Annotated in this window: 15 protein-coding genes; 9 read left to right on the forward strand and 6 right to left on the reverse strand. The window is 74.7% G+C overall.

All coding sequences use genetic code 11. The features are described 5' to 3' along the window. Positions 1-20: 20 nt before the first annotated feature. Both ACZ6ZI_RS13165 and ACZ6ZI_RS13170 read right to left on the reverse strand, forming a co-directional pair. Positions 21-1,607: an alpha/beta fold hydrolase gene (locus ACZ6ZI_RS13165; protein WP_469519473.1), complete on the reverse strand. Its 1,587-nt coding sequence runs from the start codon at positions 1,605-1,607 to the stop codon at positions 21-23. A gap of 181 nt (positions 1,608-1,788) precedes the next feature. Next, positions 1,789-3,030, reverse strand: coding sequence for a L,D-transpeptidase (locus ACZ6ZI_RS13170; protein ID WP_469519475.1), 1,242 nt, complete (start codon positions 3,028-3,030; stop codon positions 1,789-1,791). 343 nt (positions 3,031-3,373) lie between these two features. Here ACZ6ZI_RS13170 and murJ point away from each other — a divergent pair, with 343 nt between their 5' ends. From murJ to ACZ6ZI_RS13195, 5 genes are all read left to right on the forward strand, one after another. Continuing rightward, positions 3,374-5,059, forward strand: a complete 1,686-nt coding sequence (gene murJ / locus ACZ6ZI_RS13175) for a murein biosynthesis integral membrane protein MurJ (protein WP_469519477.1) — start codon at positions 3,374-3,376, stop codon at positions 5,057-5,059. A 22-nt stretch (positions 5,060-5,081) separates the two neighbouring features. Beyond that, positions 5,082-5,762: a response regulator gene (locus ACZ6ZI_RS13180; RefSeq protein WP_469519480.1), complete on the forward strand. Its 681-nt coding sequence runs from the start codon at positions 5,082-5,084 to the stop codon at positions 5,760-5,762. Positions 5,763-5,770: 8 nt separating this feature from the next. Continuing rightward, positions 5,771-7,216 (forward strand): ATP-binding protein, encoded by a 1,446-nt coding sequence (locus ACZ6ZI_RS13185; RefSeq protein ID WP_469519482.1) that lies wholly within the window; start codon positions 5,771-5,773, stop codon positions 7,214-7,216. Continuing rightward, positions 7,213-7,848, forward strand: coding sequence for a hypothetical protein (locus ACZ6ZI_RS13190; protein WP_469519486.1), 636 nt, complete (start codon positions 7,213-7,215; stop codon positions 7,846-7,848). Before ACZ6ZI_RS13185 ends, ACZ6ZI_RS13190 begins: the two co-directional genes overlap by 4 nt. Positions 7,849-7,926: 78 nt before the next feature. Then, the gene (locus tag ACZ6ZI_RS13195) at positions 7,927-9,192 is read left to right on the forward strand and encodes a cytochrome P450 (RefSeq protein ID WP_469519488.1); all 1,266 of its coding nucleotides are present in this window, start codon (positions 7,927-7,929) and stop codon (positions 9,190-9,192) included. On the opposite strand, the gene ACZ6ZI_RS13200 is transcribed toward ACZ6ZI_RS13195, so the two are convergent. Then, on the reverse strand, positions 9,152-9,880 hold the full coding sequence (locus ACZ6ZI_RS13200) for a hypothetical protein (RefSeq protein ID WP_469519491.1): 729 nt from the start codon (positions 9,878-9,880) through the stop codon (positions 9,152-9,154). The genes ACZ6ZI_RS13195 and ACZ6ZI_RS13200 overlap by 41 nt on opposite strands. A gap of 102 nt (positions 9,881-9,982) precedes the next feature. Between ACZ6ZI_RS13200 and ggt the strand changes: the two genes are divergently transcribed. Further along, positions 9,983-11,779, forward strand: a complete 1,797-nt coding sequence (gene ggt, locus ACZ6ZI_RS13205; protein ID WP_469519494.1) for a gamma-glutamyltransferase — start codon at positions 9,983-9,985, stop codon at positions 11,777-11,779. A 9-nt stretch (positions 11,780-11,788) separates the two neighbouring features. On the opposite strand, the gene map is transcribed toward ggt, so the two are convergent. Then, a complete protein-coding gene (gene map, locus ACZ6ZI_RS13210; RefSeq protein WP_469519497.1) occupies positions 11,789-12,556 on the reverse strand; it encodes a type I methionyl aminopeptidase in 768 nt (255 codons plus the stop codon). 64 nt (positions 12,557-12,620) lie between these two features. On the opposite strand from map, the gene ACZ6ZI_RS13215 reads away from it, so the two are divergent. Continuing rightward, entirely contained in the window at positions 12,621-12,872 is a 252-nt protein-coding gene (locus ACZ6ZI_RS13215) for a helix-turn-helix domain-containing protein (protein WP_363063114.1), read from the forward strand. Positions 12,873-12,924: 52 nt separating this feature from the next. Here ACZ6ZI_RS13215 and ACZ6ZI_RS13220 read toward each other — a convergent pair whose 3' ends face one another. Then, complete coding sequence (locus tag ACZ6ZI_RS13220) at positions 12,925-13,200, reverse strand: hypothetical protein (RefSeq protein WP_469519500.1); 276 nt, start codon at positions 13,198-13,200, stop codon at positions 12,925-12,927. A 381-nt stretch (positions 13,201-13,581) separates the two neighbouring features. Here ACZ6ZI_RS13220 and ACZ6ZI_RS13225 point away from each other — a divergent pair, with 381 nt between their 5' ends. Then, on the forward strand, positions 13,582-13,767 hold the full coding sequence (locus tag ACZ6ZI_RS13225; protein ID WP_363063110.1) for a hypothetical protein: 186 nt from the start codon (positions 13,582-13,584) through the stop codon (positions 13,765-13,767). Between the two features lie 26 nt (positions 13,768-13,793). Here ACZ6ZI_RS13225 and ACZ6ZI_RS13230 read toward each other — a convergent pair whose 3' ends face one another. Next, complete coding sequence (locus ACZ6ZI_RS13230) at positions 13,794-14,726, reverse strand: aminoglycoside phosphotransferase family protein (protein WP_469519503.1); 933 nt, start codon at positions 14,724-14,726, stop codon at positions 13,794-13,796. Positions 14,727-14,851: 125 nt separating this feature from the next. On the opposite strand from ACZ6ZI_RS13230, the gene ACZ6ZI_RS13235 reads away from it, so the two are divergent. Beyond that, positions 14,852-16,447: a hypothetical protein gene (locus ACZ6ZI_RS13235; protein WP_469519506.1), complete on the forward strand. Its 1,596-nt coding sequence runs from the start codon at positions 14,852-14,854 to the stop codon at positions 16,445-16,447. Positions 16,448-16,450 lie beyond the last annotated feature (3 nt).

Raw genomic sequence — 16,450 nt, forward strand, 5'->3', positions numbered from 1 at the left:
GGGGGCGGGGGCGGAGCGGGTCACCGCTCGCGCAGCGGTACCGAGACGTAGGAGGGATCGGTGTTCGGCGAGGAGAAGGTCAGCCGGGCGCCGAGGGGGTTGTGCTCGATGTAGAGCGGGTCGACGGTGTCGACGACCAGGGCGAGGCGGTGGCCGGCGGGGACGTCGTAGGCGGTGGAGAAGAGGTCGAGGTCCACGCCGAAGGCCCGGCCGGGGGTCTTGCCGTGGAAGGTGAGGGGGGCGTGGGTGACCAGCTTGCCGATGCCGAGCGGGCCGACGTCGTAGAGGTAGGCGACGAAGGTGCCGTCGCCCCGGGTCGGCGTGACGGTGGTGTGCAGGCGGACGGTGCCGCGCACGCGGCGCTCGCGCTCGGCGCGGTCGGACTGCCAGACGGCGGCGAAGGTGCGGGGCAGCAGCGGGACGGAGGCGACCGGGGGCGCCTTGACGAACTGGTCGAGGACGCTGGAGAGGAAGACGATCCCGCCGTTCGCGCCGGAGTCGACCCCGGTCAGGACGTGCTCGCTGTCGGAGAGCGGGACGCGTTCCTCGCCGCCGGACCCGACGTCCTTCCAGGAGGCGTAGCCCTCGTACCCGCCGGTGCTGCGGGACTTGATCTGGACCGGGGCCTCGTCGTCGATGCCGTTGCGCTCGCCCTTGAGGTGGCGGTCGAACCAGCGGTGGGCGTTGGTCCAGGTGTCGTTGGGCAGGCCGAACAGGCCGCCGGCCTCGGCGGTGGCGTGGTCGCCGGGGCGGAACTCCAGCCGCTTGGGGCCGGTCAGCTTCTCGAAGAACGTCGCGTACTGGTTGGGCGGGAAGATGGTGTCCCCCCAGGCGTTGCCCAGCATGATCGCGGCGCCGTTGGCGTTGATCCGGTCCACCTGCCGGTCGGGGGAGCGCTTGGCGCCCCACGCGAGCATCGCCTCCTCCTTCTCCAGCCGGGAGCCGAGGAAGTCGCCGAGGACCTCGCGCAGTTCGGGCCCCGGGCGGCCGGTGAGGTATCCGGCGACGCCGAGGACCCCGGCGGCCTGGAGGTGTTGGGTGCGGCCGGAGTAGATGGACTCGATCAGGTCGGCCCAGCCGCTCAGCGCGACGACGGCCTTGACGCGCGGGTCGTGCGCGGAGGCCTGGAGGCTGATGCCCGCGCCGTACGAGACGCCGCCGAGCCCGATCCGGTCCGCGTCGGCCGGGGTGTGCGCCAGGGCCCAGTCGATGACGGCGGAGACGTCGGCGACGTCGGCCGGACCGGCCGTCTCGATCTCGCCGCCGGAGAGCCAGAACCCCCGGGAGGTGTAACCGACCACCACGTAGCCGGAGTCGGCGAGCTTCCTGGCCTGGGCGACGTACTCGATCTGGGGCATGCCCCAGCTGGTGGGGAGCACGATCAGCGGGTAGCGGCCGCCGGAGACCGCGTTCGCCGGGGTGAAGACGTTCCCCTTGAGGGTGATGCCGCCGGATCCGGGGATGTCGTGGAAGCGCAGCTGCGGCGCGGCCGCGGGGGCGGACGCGCCGTCGGCGGGGGCCGCCTGGGCCTGGTGGGGGGCCAGGCCCAGGGCGGCCGCCGCGAACAGTGCCGTCACGGCTGCTGCGGTGGGGGTGCGGAGTGCCATCGATCGCTCCTCGCGTGCGCCGTCGTCGAAGTGACCCGACGGTAACGGGAGCGACTTACCCGGGGTAACCCGCTAGTAAGTTACGTGGTGGTAACAATTGAACGATAGTCAGTTCGGCGCGGTCGAACGGTTCGGCGGCCCGGGACCCCGAGTCGCCGACCCGTTCGACCGGGCGCGCGGCTCAGCCGTTCTGCGCGCCGCCGCCGGCCAGCGCGCTCTTGGCCTTCCACTGGTCGAAGGTCATGTTCCACTCGCCGTAACCGTTGCCGACGTCGGCGTTGCCCTTGGAGCCGTTGCCGACCACCTCGAAGGGGTCACCGACCTGGACGGACTCGTAGAAGGACTTCGCGTTGGCGTCGCTCATGCCCACGCAGCCGGAGCTGCTGTTGGTGTTGCCGAAGGCCGCGTTGTTCCACGGGGCCGCGTGCGCGTACATGCCCGACCAGGTCAGCCGCATCGAGTAGTCGACCATCTTGTCGTAGGCGTCGCCCAGGCCCACCGTCTGGGAATCCATCCGGATGGTGCCCTCCTTGGACATGAGCACCATCTTCCCGGACCAGGAGGCCTTCTTGCCGCCCGGCGTGCCGGCCGAGATCGGGATCGTCCGCACCACCTGGCCGTCCTCGGAGACCGACATCTTCTTCGTGTCGAGGCTGACCTCCATCCGGCGGTCCTTGCCGATCTTGAACTCGGTGTTGTAGTCCCGGGCGAACATGCCGCCGCCCGGACCGGAGTCCACGCCGTTCAGCTTCATGTCGACCTTCACGTCGGTACCGGACTTCCAGTACTCCTTCGGCCGCCAGTCGACCCGGTCCTTGCCGGAGTAGTCCTTGATCCAACCCCAGGAGCCCTCGGTGTTGTTCGAGGTGGTGACCTTCAGCTGCTTCTCGACCTCGGCCTTGTTCTTCACCGGGTTGTCGAAGACGAGCGACACGGGCATCGCCACGCCGACCGTGCTGCCCTTGGCGACGTTGATGGAGACCTTGTTGACCTTGTCCGCCGCCGAGGTCTTGAACTGCGCGTTCGCACTCTGGCTGTCGGTGCTCTGCGCCTCCACCTTGTATTCGGTGGCGGGCGAGGCGTTGCGCTCGGAGGTCCAGGTCTTTCCGTCGGCGGATATCAGGCCCGGCAGTTCCCCGCCCTTGCCGTCCGTCACCTTCACCTGGGCGAACTTTCCGTCCGCGATGGTCACCTTCACGGGCTCGCCGGCCTTCACCGACTCGCCCGTCAGGTTCACCGATATCGCCATCGGCTGCTTCTGCTTCGCGTCCGCCTTGCCGTCACCGGAGGCGGCGCCGCCGGAGCCGCCGCCACAGGCGGTCAGCGCGGCGGCGAGCAGGGCGGTGCCCACCACCACGGTGTGGCGGCCCCGCCCCGGGAGTACCTGACGGCGCGACGGTGCGGTACGGCGTGTGCGGCTCAACGAAAACCCCTCCGAAGTAAAGATCGTCCGTAAGCAAGGAGTGGACCGGTCGGCTTTCGGTTGCGCATTCCCTGAAAAATGTCGGCCATGTCGTTGTGACGTGGACCGCAGACGGGGCAATCGGGCCCGGATAAAGGACCTTCGACCCTGGTGACGTACCGGAATGGGACGGCTTCGGGACCGAATCGTCAATTCCGCTACGGGACCCGCCGGCGCTGCGGCGGCAAATTCAGGCCGACCGGGTGGATTTGGCCGGCGCCGTGCCCGCCACCGGTGCGGGGTACCCTCCACAACCGGCCCCGACCCGCGGGCCCCGCACGGCTCGAAACCCCTGGAGAGACAGATGGACGCCGCCACCACCACGGTCGACGGGCGGCCCCCGGGCCCGGCCCCGACCGACACGGCCCCGCGCGCGGGCGGATCCGTCCTGCGCAGCGGCGCCCTGATGGCGGCCGGCTCCATCGTCTCCCGCGTCACCGGGTTCGTCCGCTCCGCCGTCGTCCTCGCGGCCCTCGGCATCGGCGTCCTCGGCGACGGCTACGCCGTCGCCAACACCGTCCCGAACATCATCTACATGCTCCTGGTCGGCGGCGCCCTCAACGCCGTCTTCGTCCCCGAGCTGGTCCGCGCCGCCAGGGAACACCGCGACGGCGGCGCCGCGTACACCGACCGGCTCCTCACCGCCTGCCTCGTGGCCCTCCTCGCGCTCACCACCCTCGCGGTCCTCGCCGCGCCGCTGCTCATCGAGACGTACACCCCCTCGTACACGGGCGAACACAAGAGCACCACCATCGCCCTCGCCCGCTACTGCCTGCCGCAGATCCTCTTCTACGGACTGTTCACCGTCCTCGGTCAGGTCCTCGGCGCCCGCGGCCGCTTCGGCGCGATGATGTGGACCCCGGTCCTGAACAACCTCGTCGTCATCGGGGTCTTCGCCCTCTTCCTCGCCCTCGCCCACGAGGCCCCGGACGGCCTCACCGCCGCACAGACCCGCCTCCTCGGCCTCGGCACCACCGCCGGCATCGTCGTCCAGGCACTCGCCCTCCTCCCCTCACTGCGCGCCGCCCGCTTCCGCTGGCGCCCCCGCTTCGACTGGCGCGGCAGCGGCCTGGCCCGCCCCCTGCGCAACGCCGGCTGGCTGATCCTGCTCGTCCTCACCAACCAGATCGCCTACTGGGTCGTCACCCGCCTGTCCACCACCGTCGGCGAGGCCGCCGGCTCCTACGGCTACGCGGCCTACAGCAGCGCCTACCAACTGTGGATCGTCCCCCAGGGCATCATCACCGTCTCCCTGGTGACCGCCCTCATGCCCCGGATGAGCGCAGCGGCCGCGGACGGCGACCTCGCCGCCGTCCGCGAGGACACCTCCTACGCGCTGCGCTCCAGCGCCGCCGTCGTGCTCCCCGCCGCGACCGTCTTCGCCGCCCTCGCCCCCTGGGTCATGGACTGCGTCGCCGGATACGGGCGCAACGGCCCCGCCGAGATCGCCGGCATGGCGGGCATGCTGCTCGCCTTCGCCCCCGGCCTCGTCGGCTTCTCCGCCCAGTACGTGCTCTCGCGCGGCTTCTACGCCCTGTCCGACACCCGGACCCCCTTCTTCCTCAACCTCGTCATCGTCGCCGTCAACGCCGGACTCTCCTACGCCGCCTACCTGCTGCTGCCGGCCCGCTGGGCCGTCACCGGCATGGCCGCCGCCACCGCCGTCGCCTTCACGGCGGGCGCCGCCGTCACCGCGTACGCCCTCTCCCGCCGCCTCGGCCCGCGCCCGCCGGCCCGCCGCGCACCGCGCGCCACCGCCCTCGGCACCCACCTGCGCCTGCTGGTGGCCTGCCTGCCCGCGGGCGCCGCCGGACACTTCGCCGCACGGGCCGCCGAGGGGCTCGGCGCGTTCGCGGCCGCCGGAACGGGAACCGCGGTGATCGCCCTCGTCGTCCTCCTCCTCGCCGGGCCGCTGCGCCTGACCGAGATCACCGCCCTGCGGGACTCGCTGCGCCGCAAGATCGGCCGCAAGCGGGAGGAAACCGTATGAAACACCTGGGGATACTGACCGGATGCCACGCGTACTGCTGATCGAGGACGACCCCTCCGTCCGGGAGGGGGTGGGCCTCGGCCTGCGTCGACGCGGTCACGAGGTGTGCGCCGCCGAGACCGGCGAGGAAGGGCTCGCCCTCATCGGCGGCTTCCACCCCGAGCTGGTCCTGCTCGACCTCATGCTGCCCGGGATCAACGGGGTCCAGGTCTGCCGCCGGATACGCGAGACCAGCGAGGTGCCGATCATCATGCTCACCGCCCGCGGCGACGACGTGGACATCGTCGTCGGCCTGGAGGCCGGCGCCGACGACTACATCGTCAAACCCGCCCGCACCGAGGTCATCGAAGCCCGCGTCAGGGCCGTGCTGCGCCGCCTCGGCGACCCGGCGGGCCGACCCGAACCCGAACACCACGGCGCGCTCGTCGTCGACCGGGCCGCCCTGACCGTCGCCAAGAACGGCGAACGCGTCCCCCTCGCCCCCAGCGAGATCAAACTCCTGCTGCACCTGTGCGCCTCGCCCGCGCAGGTCTTCTCCCGGCAACAACTCCTCGAATACGTGTGGGAGCACAGCTACCACGCCGACGCCCGCCTGGTGGACGCCTGCGTGCGCCGGCTCCGCAACAAGATCGAGGACCCCGACGGCGGCCCCCGCTACATCCAGACCGTACGGGGCTTCGGCTACCGCTTCGGACCGCTGTAGGGACGGGCGTGCGAAACCTCGCCCCGCTCGGCCTGCGCACCCGACTGATCGCGGCCTTCCTGCTGGTCGCCGCGATCAGCGCGGTCGGCACGGCCGCCCTCACCTACCAGCAGGCCCGCACCGCCATCCTCAAACAGAGCCAGGACACCGCCGTCAGCACCCTGCGCGACCAGCTGGAGAACCAGGCCCTCGCCCTCCCGCCGGACCGACAGCAGCTGCAACGGATGGTCAACGAGATCGGCAAGCGGGGCAAACCCCACCCCTGGACCGTGTACGCCGAGTACGGGACCCTGCGCGTCTCCACCGCCGCCGTCCCCGACCTGCCGGACGCCGTCACCGACACCCTCCGCCGGCAGATCACCGCCCACCCCCACGGCGCCTTCCAACGCGTCGAGGACTCCCGGGGCGAGCCCCACCTCGCCATCGGCATGCCCGCCGTCCTCGGCCGCGACCAACTGCGCGAACCGACCGGCCTGGTCCTGTACGCCGTCATGCCGCTGCACCCCGAACAGCAGACCGTCGACGCGATGGTCCAGGCCGCCCGGCAGGGTGCCGTGCCCGGCCTCGCCATCGCCGTGGTCCCCGCCCTGCTCGCCGCCCGCAGCGTCCTGCGGCCCGTACGGGACATGCGCCGCGCCGCCGAACGCCTCGGCCGGGGCCGCCTCGACACCCGCATCGAGGTCAGGGGCTCCGACGAACTCGCCGGACTGGCCCGCACCTTCAACGAGACCGCCGGAGCCCTGGAGGAATCGGTGGCCGAACTGCGCGAGGCCGAGGCGCGGGCCCGCCGTTTCGCCTCGGACGTCTCCCACGAACTGCGCACCCCGCTCGCCGGGATGCTCGCCGTCACCGAGGTCCTCGACGAGGACGCCGACGAACTCGGCCCCGACACGGCCAAGGCCCTGCGGCTGATCAGCTCCGAGACCGGGAAGCTGGCCGTGCTCGTCGAGGACCTCATGGAGATCTCCCGCTTCGACGCCCGCGCCGCCGAACTCCACCCCGACGACGTGGACCTCGCCGAAGCCGTCGGCAAGACCCTCGAACGCCGCCACTGGGACGACGGCCGGGTGAGCACCGAACTGCCGCCGGGCCTGCGGGCCCGACTCGACCCCCGCCGCTTCGACGTGGTCCTCGCCAACCTCGTCGGCAACGCCCTGCGACACGGTGGCGCCCCCGTGCGGATCTCGGTGTCCACCGCCTCCCGCCCCGAGGGGCGGCGCCTGCTCCTGGAGGTCGCCGACAGCGGCCCCGGCATCGCCGAGGCCGTGCTCCCGCACGTCTTCGAGCGGTTCTTCAAGGCCGACGCCGCCCGCACCCGCTCCGCCGGAAGCGGCCTCGGCCTCGCCATCACCCTGGAGAACGTCCGGCTGCACGGCGGCACCCTGAGCGCCGCCAACGCTCCCGCCGGGGGAGCGGTGTTCACCGTGGACCTGCCCCTGGAGGTCACGACATGACCCGCACCCCGCACCCGCACCCGCACCCGCGCCGGTGCCCGCTCGCGAGCCCGGCCCGCGCCCTGCCGGCCGCTGTGGCGGTGACCGCGTCCGCGCTGCTGCTCACCGGCTGCGGGATCAAGCCCACCGGCGTGGTCGAGAGCGGGGCCGCGGCACGGGTGGCCGTCACCGCGCCCCGTTCCGTCCCGATCGCCTACTTCGTCGACCCCGACGGGCGGCTCGTCCCCGTACCCGTCCTGTCCGCCACCCCCTCGGCCCCGCCGGCGCCCTCCGTCCCGCCGGTCTCCTCGGCCACGCCCACCCCCTTCCCTTCCCCCACCCCCGCTCCCGCCACCCCGGCCACCCGGGGCGTCGTCCACCTCCTCCAGGGCCCCGGCCCGACCCGGCGACAGGCCGGACTGGGCACCCGCCTGCCCGACCTCGACCCCCCGCGGATCCCCGAGGTCGTCGTCGTCCCCGTCGGGCCGGAGCGGATCGAGGTCCGGGTCCCCTTCGCCGTGGACGCGCTGGAGCCCCTCGCCCGCGACCAGTTGCTGTGCACCGCCCTGTCCTCCTACGCCTCCGGCTACGAGGCCGTGCTGCGCGGCACCGACACGGACCTGGACCCGGCCGGCTGCGACGTCCGCTACTGAGGCCCCCACGCCGACGCCGACGACCCGCCCGGCACACGGCCCTTGCGCGGACGCCGGCCCGCCGCCACCGTGTGGACCATGGAACGCGCAGCCGAAGCACCCGCGCCCGACGTCTTCGACCCCCGCCTCTACGCCCGGGGCGTCCCGCACGAGCGCTACCGGCTGCTGCGCGCCCACCACCCGGTGGCCCGGCAGGCCGAGCCGGAGATCGACGGCTGGCCCGCCGGCCCCGGCTTCTGGGCCGTCACCCGCCACGCCGACGTCGTACGCGTCCTGCGCGACCACGCCGCGTACTCCTCCCTGCTCGGCGCCACCCAGATCCGCGACCCCGACCCGGCCGACCTGCCCTTCCTGCGGCGCACCATGCTCAACCAGGATCCCCCCGGGCACGGCCGGCTGCGCCGGCTCGTCTCGCGGGCCTTCACCCCCGCCCGCGTCGAGGCCTTCGAGTCCCGGGTCCGCGCCCGGGCCCGCAGGCTCCTGACCGCAGCCCGCGAGGGAGCCGTGGACGGGACCGCCGACGTGGTCACCGCCGTCACCGACGAGTACGCCCTGTTGAACCTCACCGACCTGCTGGGCATCCCGCCCGCCGACCGCGGCCTGCTGCTGGAGTGGACCGTACGGATCATCGGCTACCAGGACCCCGAGGACGCGCCCGCGCCGCTCCTCGGCCCCGACGGCAAGCCGCTCAACCCCCGCTCCCCGGCCCTGCTCGGCGAGATGTTCGCGTACGCCCGCGAACTGGCCGCCCACAAGCGGGAGCGGCCCGGCGAGGACGTCATGACCTCCCTGGCGCACGCCGGACTCGACGACGCCGAACTGGAGATGTTCTTCTTCCTGCTCACCGTCGCGGGCAACGACACCGTCCGCGGCGCCGCCCCCGGCGGACTCCTCGCCCTCGCCGGCGCCCCGGACGCCTACCGGCGCCTGGCCGCCGGGGAGGTGGCGGTGGAGCGGGCGGTCGAGGAACTGCTGCGCGTCCACCCGCCGGTGCTCAGCTTCCGCCGCACGGCCGCGGTCGACACCGTGCTGGCCGGCCGGTCGATCCGGGCGGGCGACAAGGTGGTCGTCTTCCACGCCTCCGCCAACCACGACGAGCGCGTGTTCGCGGACCCGGGCCGGCTCGACCTCGACCGGACGCCCAACCCGCACGTCTCCTTCGGCGACGGCCCGCACGTCTGCCTCGGCGCGCACTTCGCCCGCCTCCAGCTGCGGGTCCTCCACGAGGAGTGGCGGGCGGCCATGCCGGCGCCCGAACTCGCGGGAGAGCCGCGCCGGTTGGTGTCCAACTTCATCAACGGGATCACCCGGCTTCCGCTGCGGGTGTCCGGGCGTCCCGGGTGACGTCGGCCACCAGTTCCGTCACGTCGGGGCCGTAGGCGTCGGAGTTGACCACCTTCAACACCACGCAGAACGGCTCGTCGCGGTACCTGCGGGCCAGCCGCACGTGGTGCCTGGCCAGGTACCGGGTCGCGGCCTGGTTGCTGATCGCGGTCTGACCCGAGATCAGGAACACCGGCCGCGAGCCCCGTTCGGCCGTCAGCCGCGCCAGCAGGACGTGGTCGACCTGCCCCTTCTCCCATCGGTACGCCTGCCCGCCGATCCGGATGGCCCCGCGGTCCGGATGCCCCGACGCGAGCCCGACGTCGGTCCGCACGCCCGGCAGCATGGAGGCCAGGTGGGCGGCCGTACGGGAGTTGGCGGCCGGGCCGCCCACGCAGAACTCGGCGCGTTCGCCAAAGCCCTGGCGGACCTCGTCCTGGGTGACGATCTGCACGTTCGCCCCGCAGTCCCTGATCAGGGACGAGACCTCCAGCAGGGCGAAGGCGTCGTTGCGGTGCACGGAGGACTCGGTGCCGCCCATCTGCCGCCCGACCACGAACAGGCAGTCGGAGCCCGTCGGCAGTCCGAAGAACGCCTGCTTGCGACGCAGGGCCCGGCGCCACAGGTAGGTCCGGGCGAACCAGCCGATGCCGCCGCTCAGTCCGGTGGCTATCAGCCCGAGCACGATGTTGCGCACGTCGTCGTCCATGCGGCGGATGGTAGCCGCCCCCGCGCGCCCATGACGGGGGGCGTCCGGTGAAGTTACAGTGCGGGGCCTGGCTCTGACCGGCCGTCGACTGGGAGGTTCGGGATGCGTCGTCCCGCCGCACGTCCATTAGCGCTCGTCGCCCTCGCCGGGGCGCTCGTCTCCACGGGGGCCGCGGCCCCGCCCACCACGACCCCACCGCCCAAGGTCCCGGTCGCCACCGGTTACGGCGGGGCCGTCGCGAGCGTCGACGCCGACGCCTCCGCGGTCGGGATCGAGGTCCTGCGTTCGGGTGGCAACGCCGTGGACGCCGCCGTCGCCACCGCCGCCGCGCTCGGGGTGACCGAGCCCTACTCGGCGGGCATCGGCGGAGGCGGCTACCTCGTCTACTACGACGCCAGGACCCGCCGCGTCCACACCGTCGACGGCCGCGAGACCGCCCCCGCCTCGGCCGACGCCGGGCTGTTCCAGGAGAACGGCGTCCCCATCCCCTTCGCCGAGGGCCAGACCAGCGGTCGCGGTGTCGGCGTCCCCGGCACCCCCGCCACCTGGCGCACCGCCCTCGACGCCTGGGGCACCCGACCGCTGGCCCGGCTCCTGCGGCCCGCCGAGAAACTGGCCCGCGACGGGTTCACCGTGGACGGCACGTTCCGGGCGCAGACCGAGGCCAACCAGGACCGCTTCAAGGACTTCCCGGACACCCGGAAGCTGTTCCTGCCGGGCGGACGACTGCCCGTCGTCGGCTCCACCTTCAAGAACCCGGACCTGGCCGACACCTACGCCGAACTGGCCCGCAAGGGGGCCGGCGCCCTCTACCGGGGCCCGATCGCCGAGGACATCGTCAACGCCGTCCGCAAGCCCCCCGTCGACCCCGCCGCCACCCGCGTCGTCCGCTCCGGCGACCTCACCACCGCGGACCTGCGCTCCTACGCGACCAAGCGGCAGGACCCGACCCGCGTCACCTACCGGGGCCTGGACGTCTACAGCATGGCGCCCTCCTCCTCCGGCGGCACCACCGTCGGCGAGGCCCTCAACATCCTGGAGCGCACCGACGTCTCGAAGCTCTCCGAGACCCAGTACCTGCACCGCTTCATCGAGGCCTCCCGGATCTCCTTCGCCGACCGGGGCCGCTGGGTCGGCGACCCGGCCGCCGAGTCCGTGCCGACCCGCGAACTGCTCTCGCAGCACTACGCCGACACGCGCGGCTGCCTGATCCGGCCCGACCGGGCCCTGACCAGCCCGCTCGCCCCCGGCGACCCCCGCCGCCCCGTGCCCTGCGGGAGCACCGGCGAGGCGGCCCCGACCACCTACGAGGGGGAGAACACCACCCACCTGACGGTCGCCGACCGCTGGGGCAACGTCGTCTCCTACACCCTGACGATCGAGTCCACGGGCGGCAGCGCCATCACCGTCCCGGGACGCGGCTTCCTGCTCAACAACGAGCTGACCGACTTCTCCTTCGCCCCGGCCGCCCCCGGCGTCCCGGACCCGAACCTGCCCGGCCCGGGCAAGCGCCCGCGCTCCTCCATGTCCCCGACCATCGTCCTGGAGCACGGCCGCCCGGTCCTGGCCGTCGGCTCCCCGGGCGGAGCCACCATCATCACCACCGTGCTCCAGACCCTCCTGGGCCACCTGGACCGGGGGCTGCCCCTGGTCGACGCCATCGCGGCGCCGCGCGCCAGCCAGCGCAACCAGACCACCACCGAGCTGGAGCCGGGGCTGTGGAACAGCCCGCTGCGCGCCGAACTGGAGGCCCTGGGACAGGGCTTCCGGCAGAATCCGGAGATCGGCGCCGCGACCGGGGTGCAGCGGCTTCCGGACGGTCGCTGGCTGGCCGCCGCCGAGACCAGCCGCCGGGGCGGGGGCTCGGCGATGGTGGTCCACCCGCACGGCCGGCCCTGAGCGCGGCCCTCACAGGGCGGTGAGGATCCTCGGGCCGTCGGCGGTGATCGCCACCGTGTGCTCCGCGTGCGCGGCGCGGGAGCCGTCGACGGTGCGCAGGGTCCAGCCGTCCGCGTCGCAGGTGTAGTCGTCCGTACCGCCCGCGGTCAGCATCGGCTCGATCGCCAGGACCATGCCGGGGCGCAGCCGCATGCCGCGCCCCGGCGGGCCCTCGTTGGGCACGCCCGGATCCTCGTGCATGCGGCGGCCGATGCCGTGGCCGCCGAAGCCCTCCGGGATGCCGTAGCCGGCGGCGCGGCCCACGGTGCCGATGGCGTGGGCGATGTCGCCGATCCGGTTGCCGGGGACGGCGGCGGCGATCCCGGCCGCGAGGGCCGCCTCGGTGGTCGCGATCAGCCGCAGGTCGGCGGGGCGGGCCCGGCCGACGGTGAAGCTGACGGCGGCGTCCCCGACCCAGCCGCCGAGTTCGGCCCCGCAGTCGATGCTGACCAGGTCGCCGTCGCGCAGCCGGTGGGGGCCGGGGACGCCGTGCACGATCGCGTCGTTGACCGAGGCGCAGATCACGGCGGGGAAGGGCACCGGGGCGAAGCGGGGCCGGTACCCGAGGAAGGGCGAGCCCGCTCCGGCCTCGCGCAGCACGCCGCGGGCCACCTCGTCCAGCTCCCGCAGGGAGGTTCCGGGGCGCGCGTGGTCGCGTACGGAGGCCAGGGCATGGGCCACCACCCGGCCCGCCGCCCGCATCGCGTCGATCGATTCGTCCGTCTTGAGTTCCACCATGCCAATAACTATACCGGTATAACTTTACCGGGATAGTTATTGGCCGCCGGGGTAGGATGGCGGCATGGTCCGAACCCCCCTTACCCCCGAAGAACGCGAGCGCGGCGAGCGGCTCGGCGCCCTGCTGCGCGAGGCGCGCGCGGGCCGCAGCATGGTCGAGGTCGCCGCCGGCGCGGGGCTGTCCGCCGAGACCCTCCGCAAGATCGAGACCGGCCGGGCGCCCACGCCCGCCTTCTTCACCGTCGCCGCCCTCGCCGAGGTCCTCGGCCTGTCCCTCGACGACGTGATGCGCCGCTGCGCCCTCGTGCCCGTCTGAGGCCTCTTCGAGGTCGGGCTCGCGCGGGCCGAGGTCGCCGGGCGCGCCGGCGTCAGCCCCCGCAGCCGATGGGCCCCGGGGGCTCCCGGGGCGGGGCGGCGAAGGAACGGCACCCGCAGGGCGTGGCCGCCGTCACCCTCGACCGGGCCGGCCCGTCCGGGTCGGACCCGGGACCCCGGCACGCACCCCCGTCGTGCCGGTCCCTGACGTGCCCGCAGGTGTGGCAGGCGCGCCTGCCCTCGGCCATCGGGTCCAGGGCGAGCAGCAGCGCGAAGAGCACGAGCGGCCCGAGCGCGAAAGCGGCGAGGAACCAGTCGCCGCCCGACACGGCCTCAGCCCCCGCGGGTGACGTCGAACGGGCCCGATCGCCGCTCCCACCGGGACCCGGTCCCGCGCCGGCGCCGCCCCAGGGGTGCCCCGCGGTCCCCGCACGGCGGCGCGGGGGCGTCCTCGCCGTGCCCGTCCTCGCCGTCCCCGTCCGAGCCGTGCGCCGTCGCTCCGGCCATGTGCCCCGCCTCCGATGAGGCCCCCGGCCATCCGGCGGGGGCCGCGCCTCGACCATCGAACACCGCGTACTCCGAACGCTTCGAACACCGGTCACGGTACCGGTCCCGGACGCGGCCCGGCAGGCCCGTCCCCCGGGGTGTGTCGGGCGGCCGATCGGCCCAACCGGCGTTGTGGACGGCCCCGGTTGGGGCAGGGGTGAGGCGTGTCGGACATCCACGCAGTGAAACGGATCGGTCTCCTCGCGCTCGGCGCCCTCCTCGCGGGCGGCCTCCTCGCCGCGGCCTGTGCCGTCCCCGACGACCGCCCCCGATCCGGCGCCGGCGGCTGCGCCGCCGCCCCGCCGGAGGGGGCCGCGCCGGGCTGTCGACCCGTCGGCGCGGGCGTGTGAGGAGGCCGCGCCCGCCGGTGGCGCGCTCAGGGGCGGGGCAGCGCCTCGGCCACGAGGATCTGGGAGGGGTCGATCGCGCTCCGTCCGTCCTCGACGTCCCACAGCGTGTTCTGCAACAGCCGGCCCAGGGTCCAGCCGGTCGCCCGCCGGCGGTCCAGGCCGAGGGCCTCCGTCATCAGATCGAAACGACGGCGCACCGTCCGGCGGGCGTCCCCGCCGGAGCGGAGCGCCCCCAGGCCGCTGTCCAGCGCCGGCCACAGGTCGAAGCCCGGGTCTCCGAGGAGGGGTTCGGGGTCGATCGCCAACCACGGTTCGCGCGCGGCGGCCAGCACGTTGTCGTGGTGCAGGTCCCAGTGCAGCATCCGGTCGCCGGGCTCGTCTACCAGCTCGCCGACCGCCGACGCCCAGTCGCGCAGCCGCCGCCGCTCCGCGGGGTCCGCCAGCGCGGAGGCCGCCGCCGGCGCCGACGCCACCATGGCGCGGGCGATGTCACCGAGGCCGCGCAGGCCCTCGGGCGCGGGCGCGCGGTGCAACCGGCCCAGGATCGCCGTCACCGTGCCCGTGGCGGCGTCGTCGTCCTCGACGGACGCCAGGGTGCGCGAGCCGTCCAGGCGTTCCAGCAGCACGGCGTCGCTCGCCGGGTCGTGGTCCAGCAGCCGCACGATGCCCGCGCCGTCCCACGCCCGCAGCCCCAGCAGCGCGGCGGTCGTCTCCTCGCGGGGCATCTGGAGCTTCAGGACGGCGCGGGTGTCGTCCGCGCGGCGCACCGGAACCACCAGGGCGGCCTCGCCGTGCGCGGTGTCCCCGTCGCGCGTCAGGCCCCACCGGTCGAGGAGTTCCGCCGCCAGCGCCGGCAACCCGGCGATCCAGGCCCGCTGCGCCCCACCACCGTTCCCCGCGTACGACGCGACCAGGGCGTCCGGTACCTCGATGCCCTGCGACGGACGCGACGGACTCATGGGGGTGCCCTTCGGTGGGTGGCCTTCCCGGCGCGACCATCGTAGGGCGACTTCGACGCGCCTTCGCCGTCAAGCTTTGAGACTCCCGTAGCCCGCCCGTAACACGGATGGGATGCAATGCGGGGATGGAGACGCCGACTGCACGGGTGATCGGGCAACTCACGGAGTACCTGCGGGAGTTGACGCGCAGGCTGGATCCGGGGGCGGGTTGGTACGGGGAGTTCCTGCGGCGGGACCCGGACGGGATGCGGGCCTGTCTGGAGGGGGCCGCGATACCACCCTGGGACGTCTTGGAGTCACTGCTCGGGGACCTGGTGGGGGAGCCGGACGCGATCGCCCGGGAGGCCGCGTACGCCGCCGGGCTGCGGGCCGCCGCCGTCGCCGCCTGGGACGCCACGCCCGGCGGCGCCGCGGAACTGCGCACCCTGCTGCACGCCGCCGCCGCGCAGCGGGCCGCCTGCGCGGCGGCGCTGCGCGGGCTGACCGACCGACCGGCCGACCCGGGCGACCCCGCGCGGGCCGCCGCCCTGGCCTCGGAACTGGCCTGGACCCGCGACGACGCGGCCCGCGCCACCGCCCGCCACGAGGACCTCGCGGCCCGGCTCCGGGCGCTGGCCGAGCCGTTGGCCGGCGTGCCGAGGCAGCGGGAGGGGGCCGTCGGACGGGCCGAGGGGCGGTGGCTGCGCGCGGGGCGCCGGGCCGGAGGCGCCCGGTACGCGGGCGCGGCGCCGCCCGAGGCCGCGACCCCCACGCCGCAGCAACCCCCCGCCGCGCCCCTGCCCGCCCCGAGGGGCGCCCGCTTCGCACCCCCGCCCCACGCCCCCGCCCCGCAGGACCCCGACGCCCACGCCTCCGGCCCGGTGCCACAGGCCCCCACCCCGCAGGACCCCGACGCCCACGCCTCCGGCCCGGTGCCACAGGCCCCCGCCCCGCAGGACCGGGCCCCGTACGCCGCCGCCGTACCGGGCCCCGACGCCCACGCCGACGCCCGGTACGGCGCGGCCCCGCGAGACCACGCCCCGTACGGTCCCGCCCCGCGGGGTCCCGTCTCCCGCGCCGACGCGCCGTACGGTCCCGGCTCCGGTCCCGGCGGCGCGCCGTACGGTCCTGACGCGCACGGGCCCGCCCCCCACGTGCCCCGGCCCTACGCCCCCGCACCGCAGGGCCCCGCGCCCGCCGGGGCCGTGTCCGTTCCCGTACGGGCCCGGCGGGACTTCGTCGCCGAACTCCTCGCGCTGCGGGCGCGGGGGAGGACCGGGGAGGCGCACGCGCTGCTCTGCGAGGGCGCGGCCTGGCCCGCCGACCGGCTGCCCGGCCTCGCGGACGACCTCGCCCGCGCCGGGCTCGCCGCCGACTGGGGCACCCTCCTGTGGGAGGCGGCCTCGCTGCCGCCCGTGCGGCTCGCCGAGGCCGCCGCCGCCCTGGGCCGGGCCGGCCGGACCGCCGACGGCGACCGGCTGCTGCGCCAAGGCGTGGCCCGCCCCGGCGCGGAGGTCGCCGAAGCGGCGCTCGCCCTCGGGGCCGCCGGGCACGAGCGGGAGGCCCACGCCCTGCTCGCCGCCTTCGTGCGGCTGCGCACCGCCGAGGAGGCAGCCGCGCTGGCCCGCCACGACCCGCGCTGGTTCGCGCCCCGGCTGCTGCGCGCCGCCCGCGAGCTGTCGGGGACCCGGCACCGCGATCTGACGCACGCGCTGCGGGTGGCGGGCGTCGCCGGAGCCTGAAGC

The sequence above is a fragment of the Streptomyces sp. NPDC103540 genome, assembly GCF_055584445.1.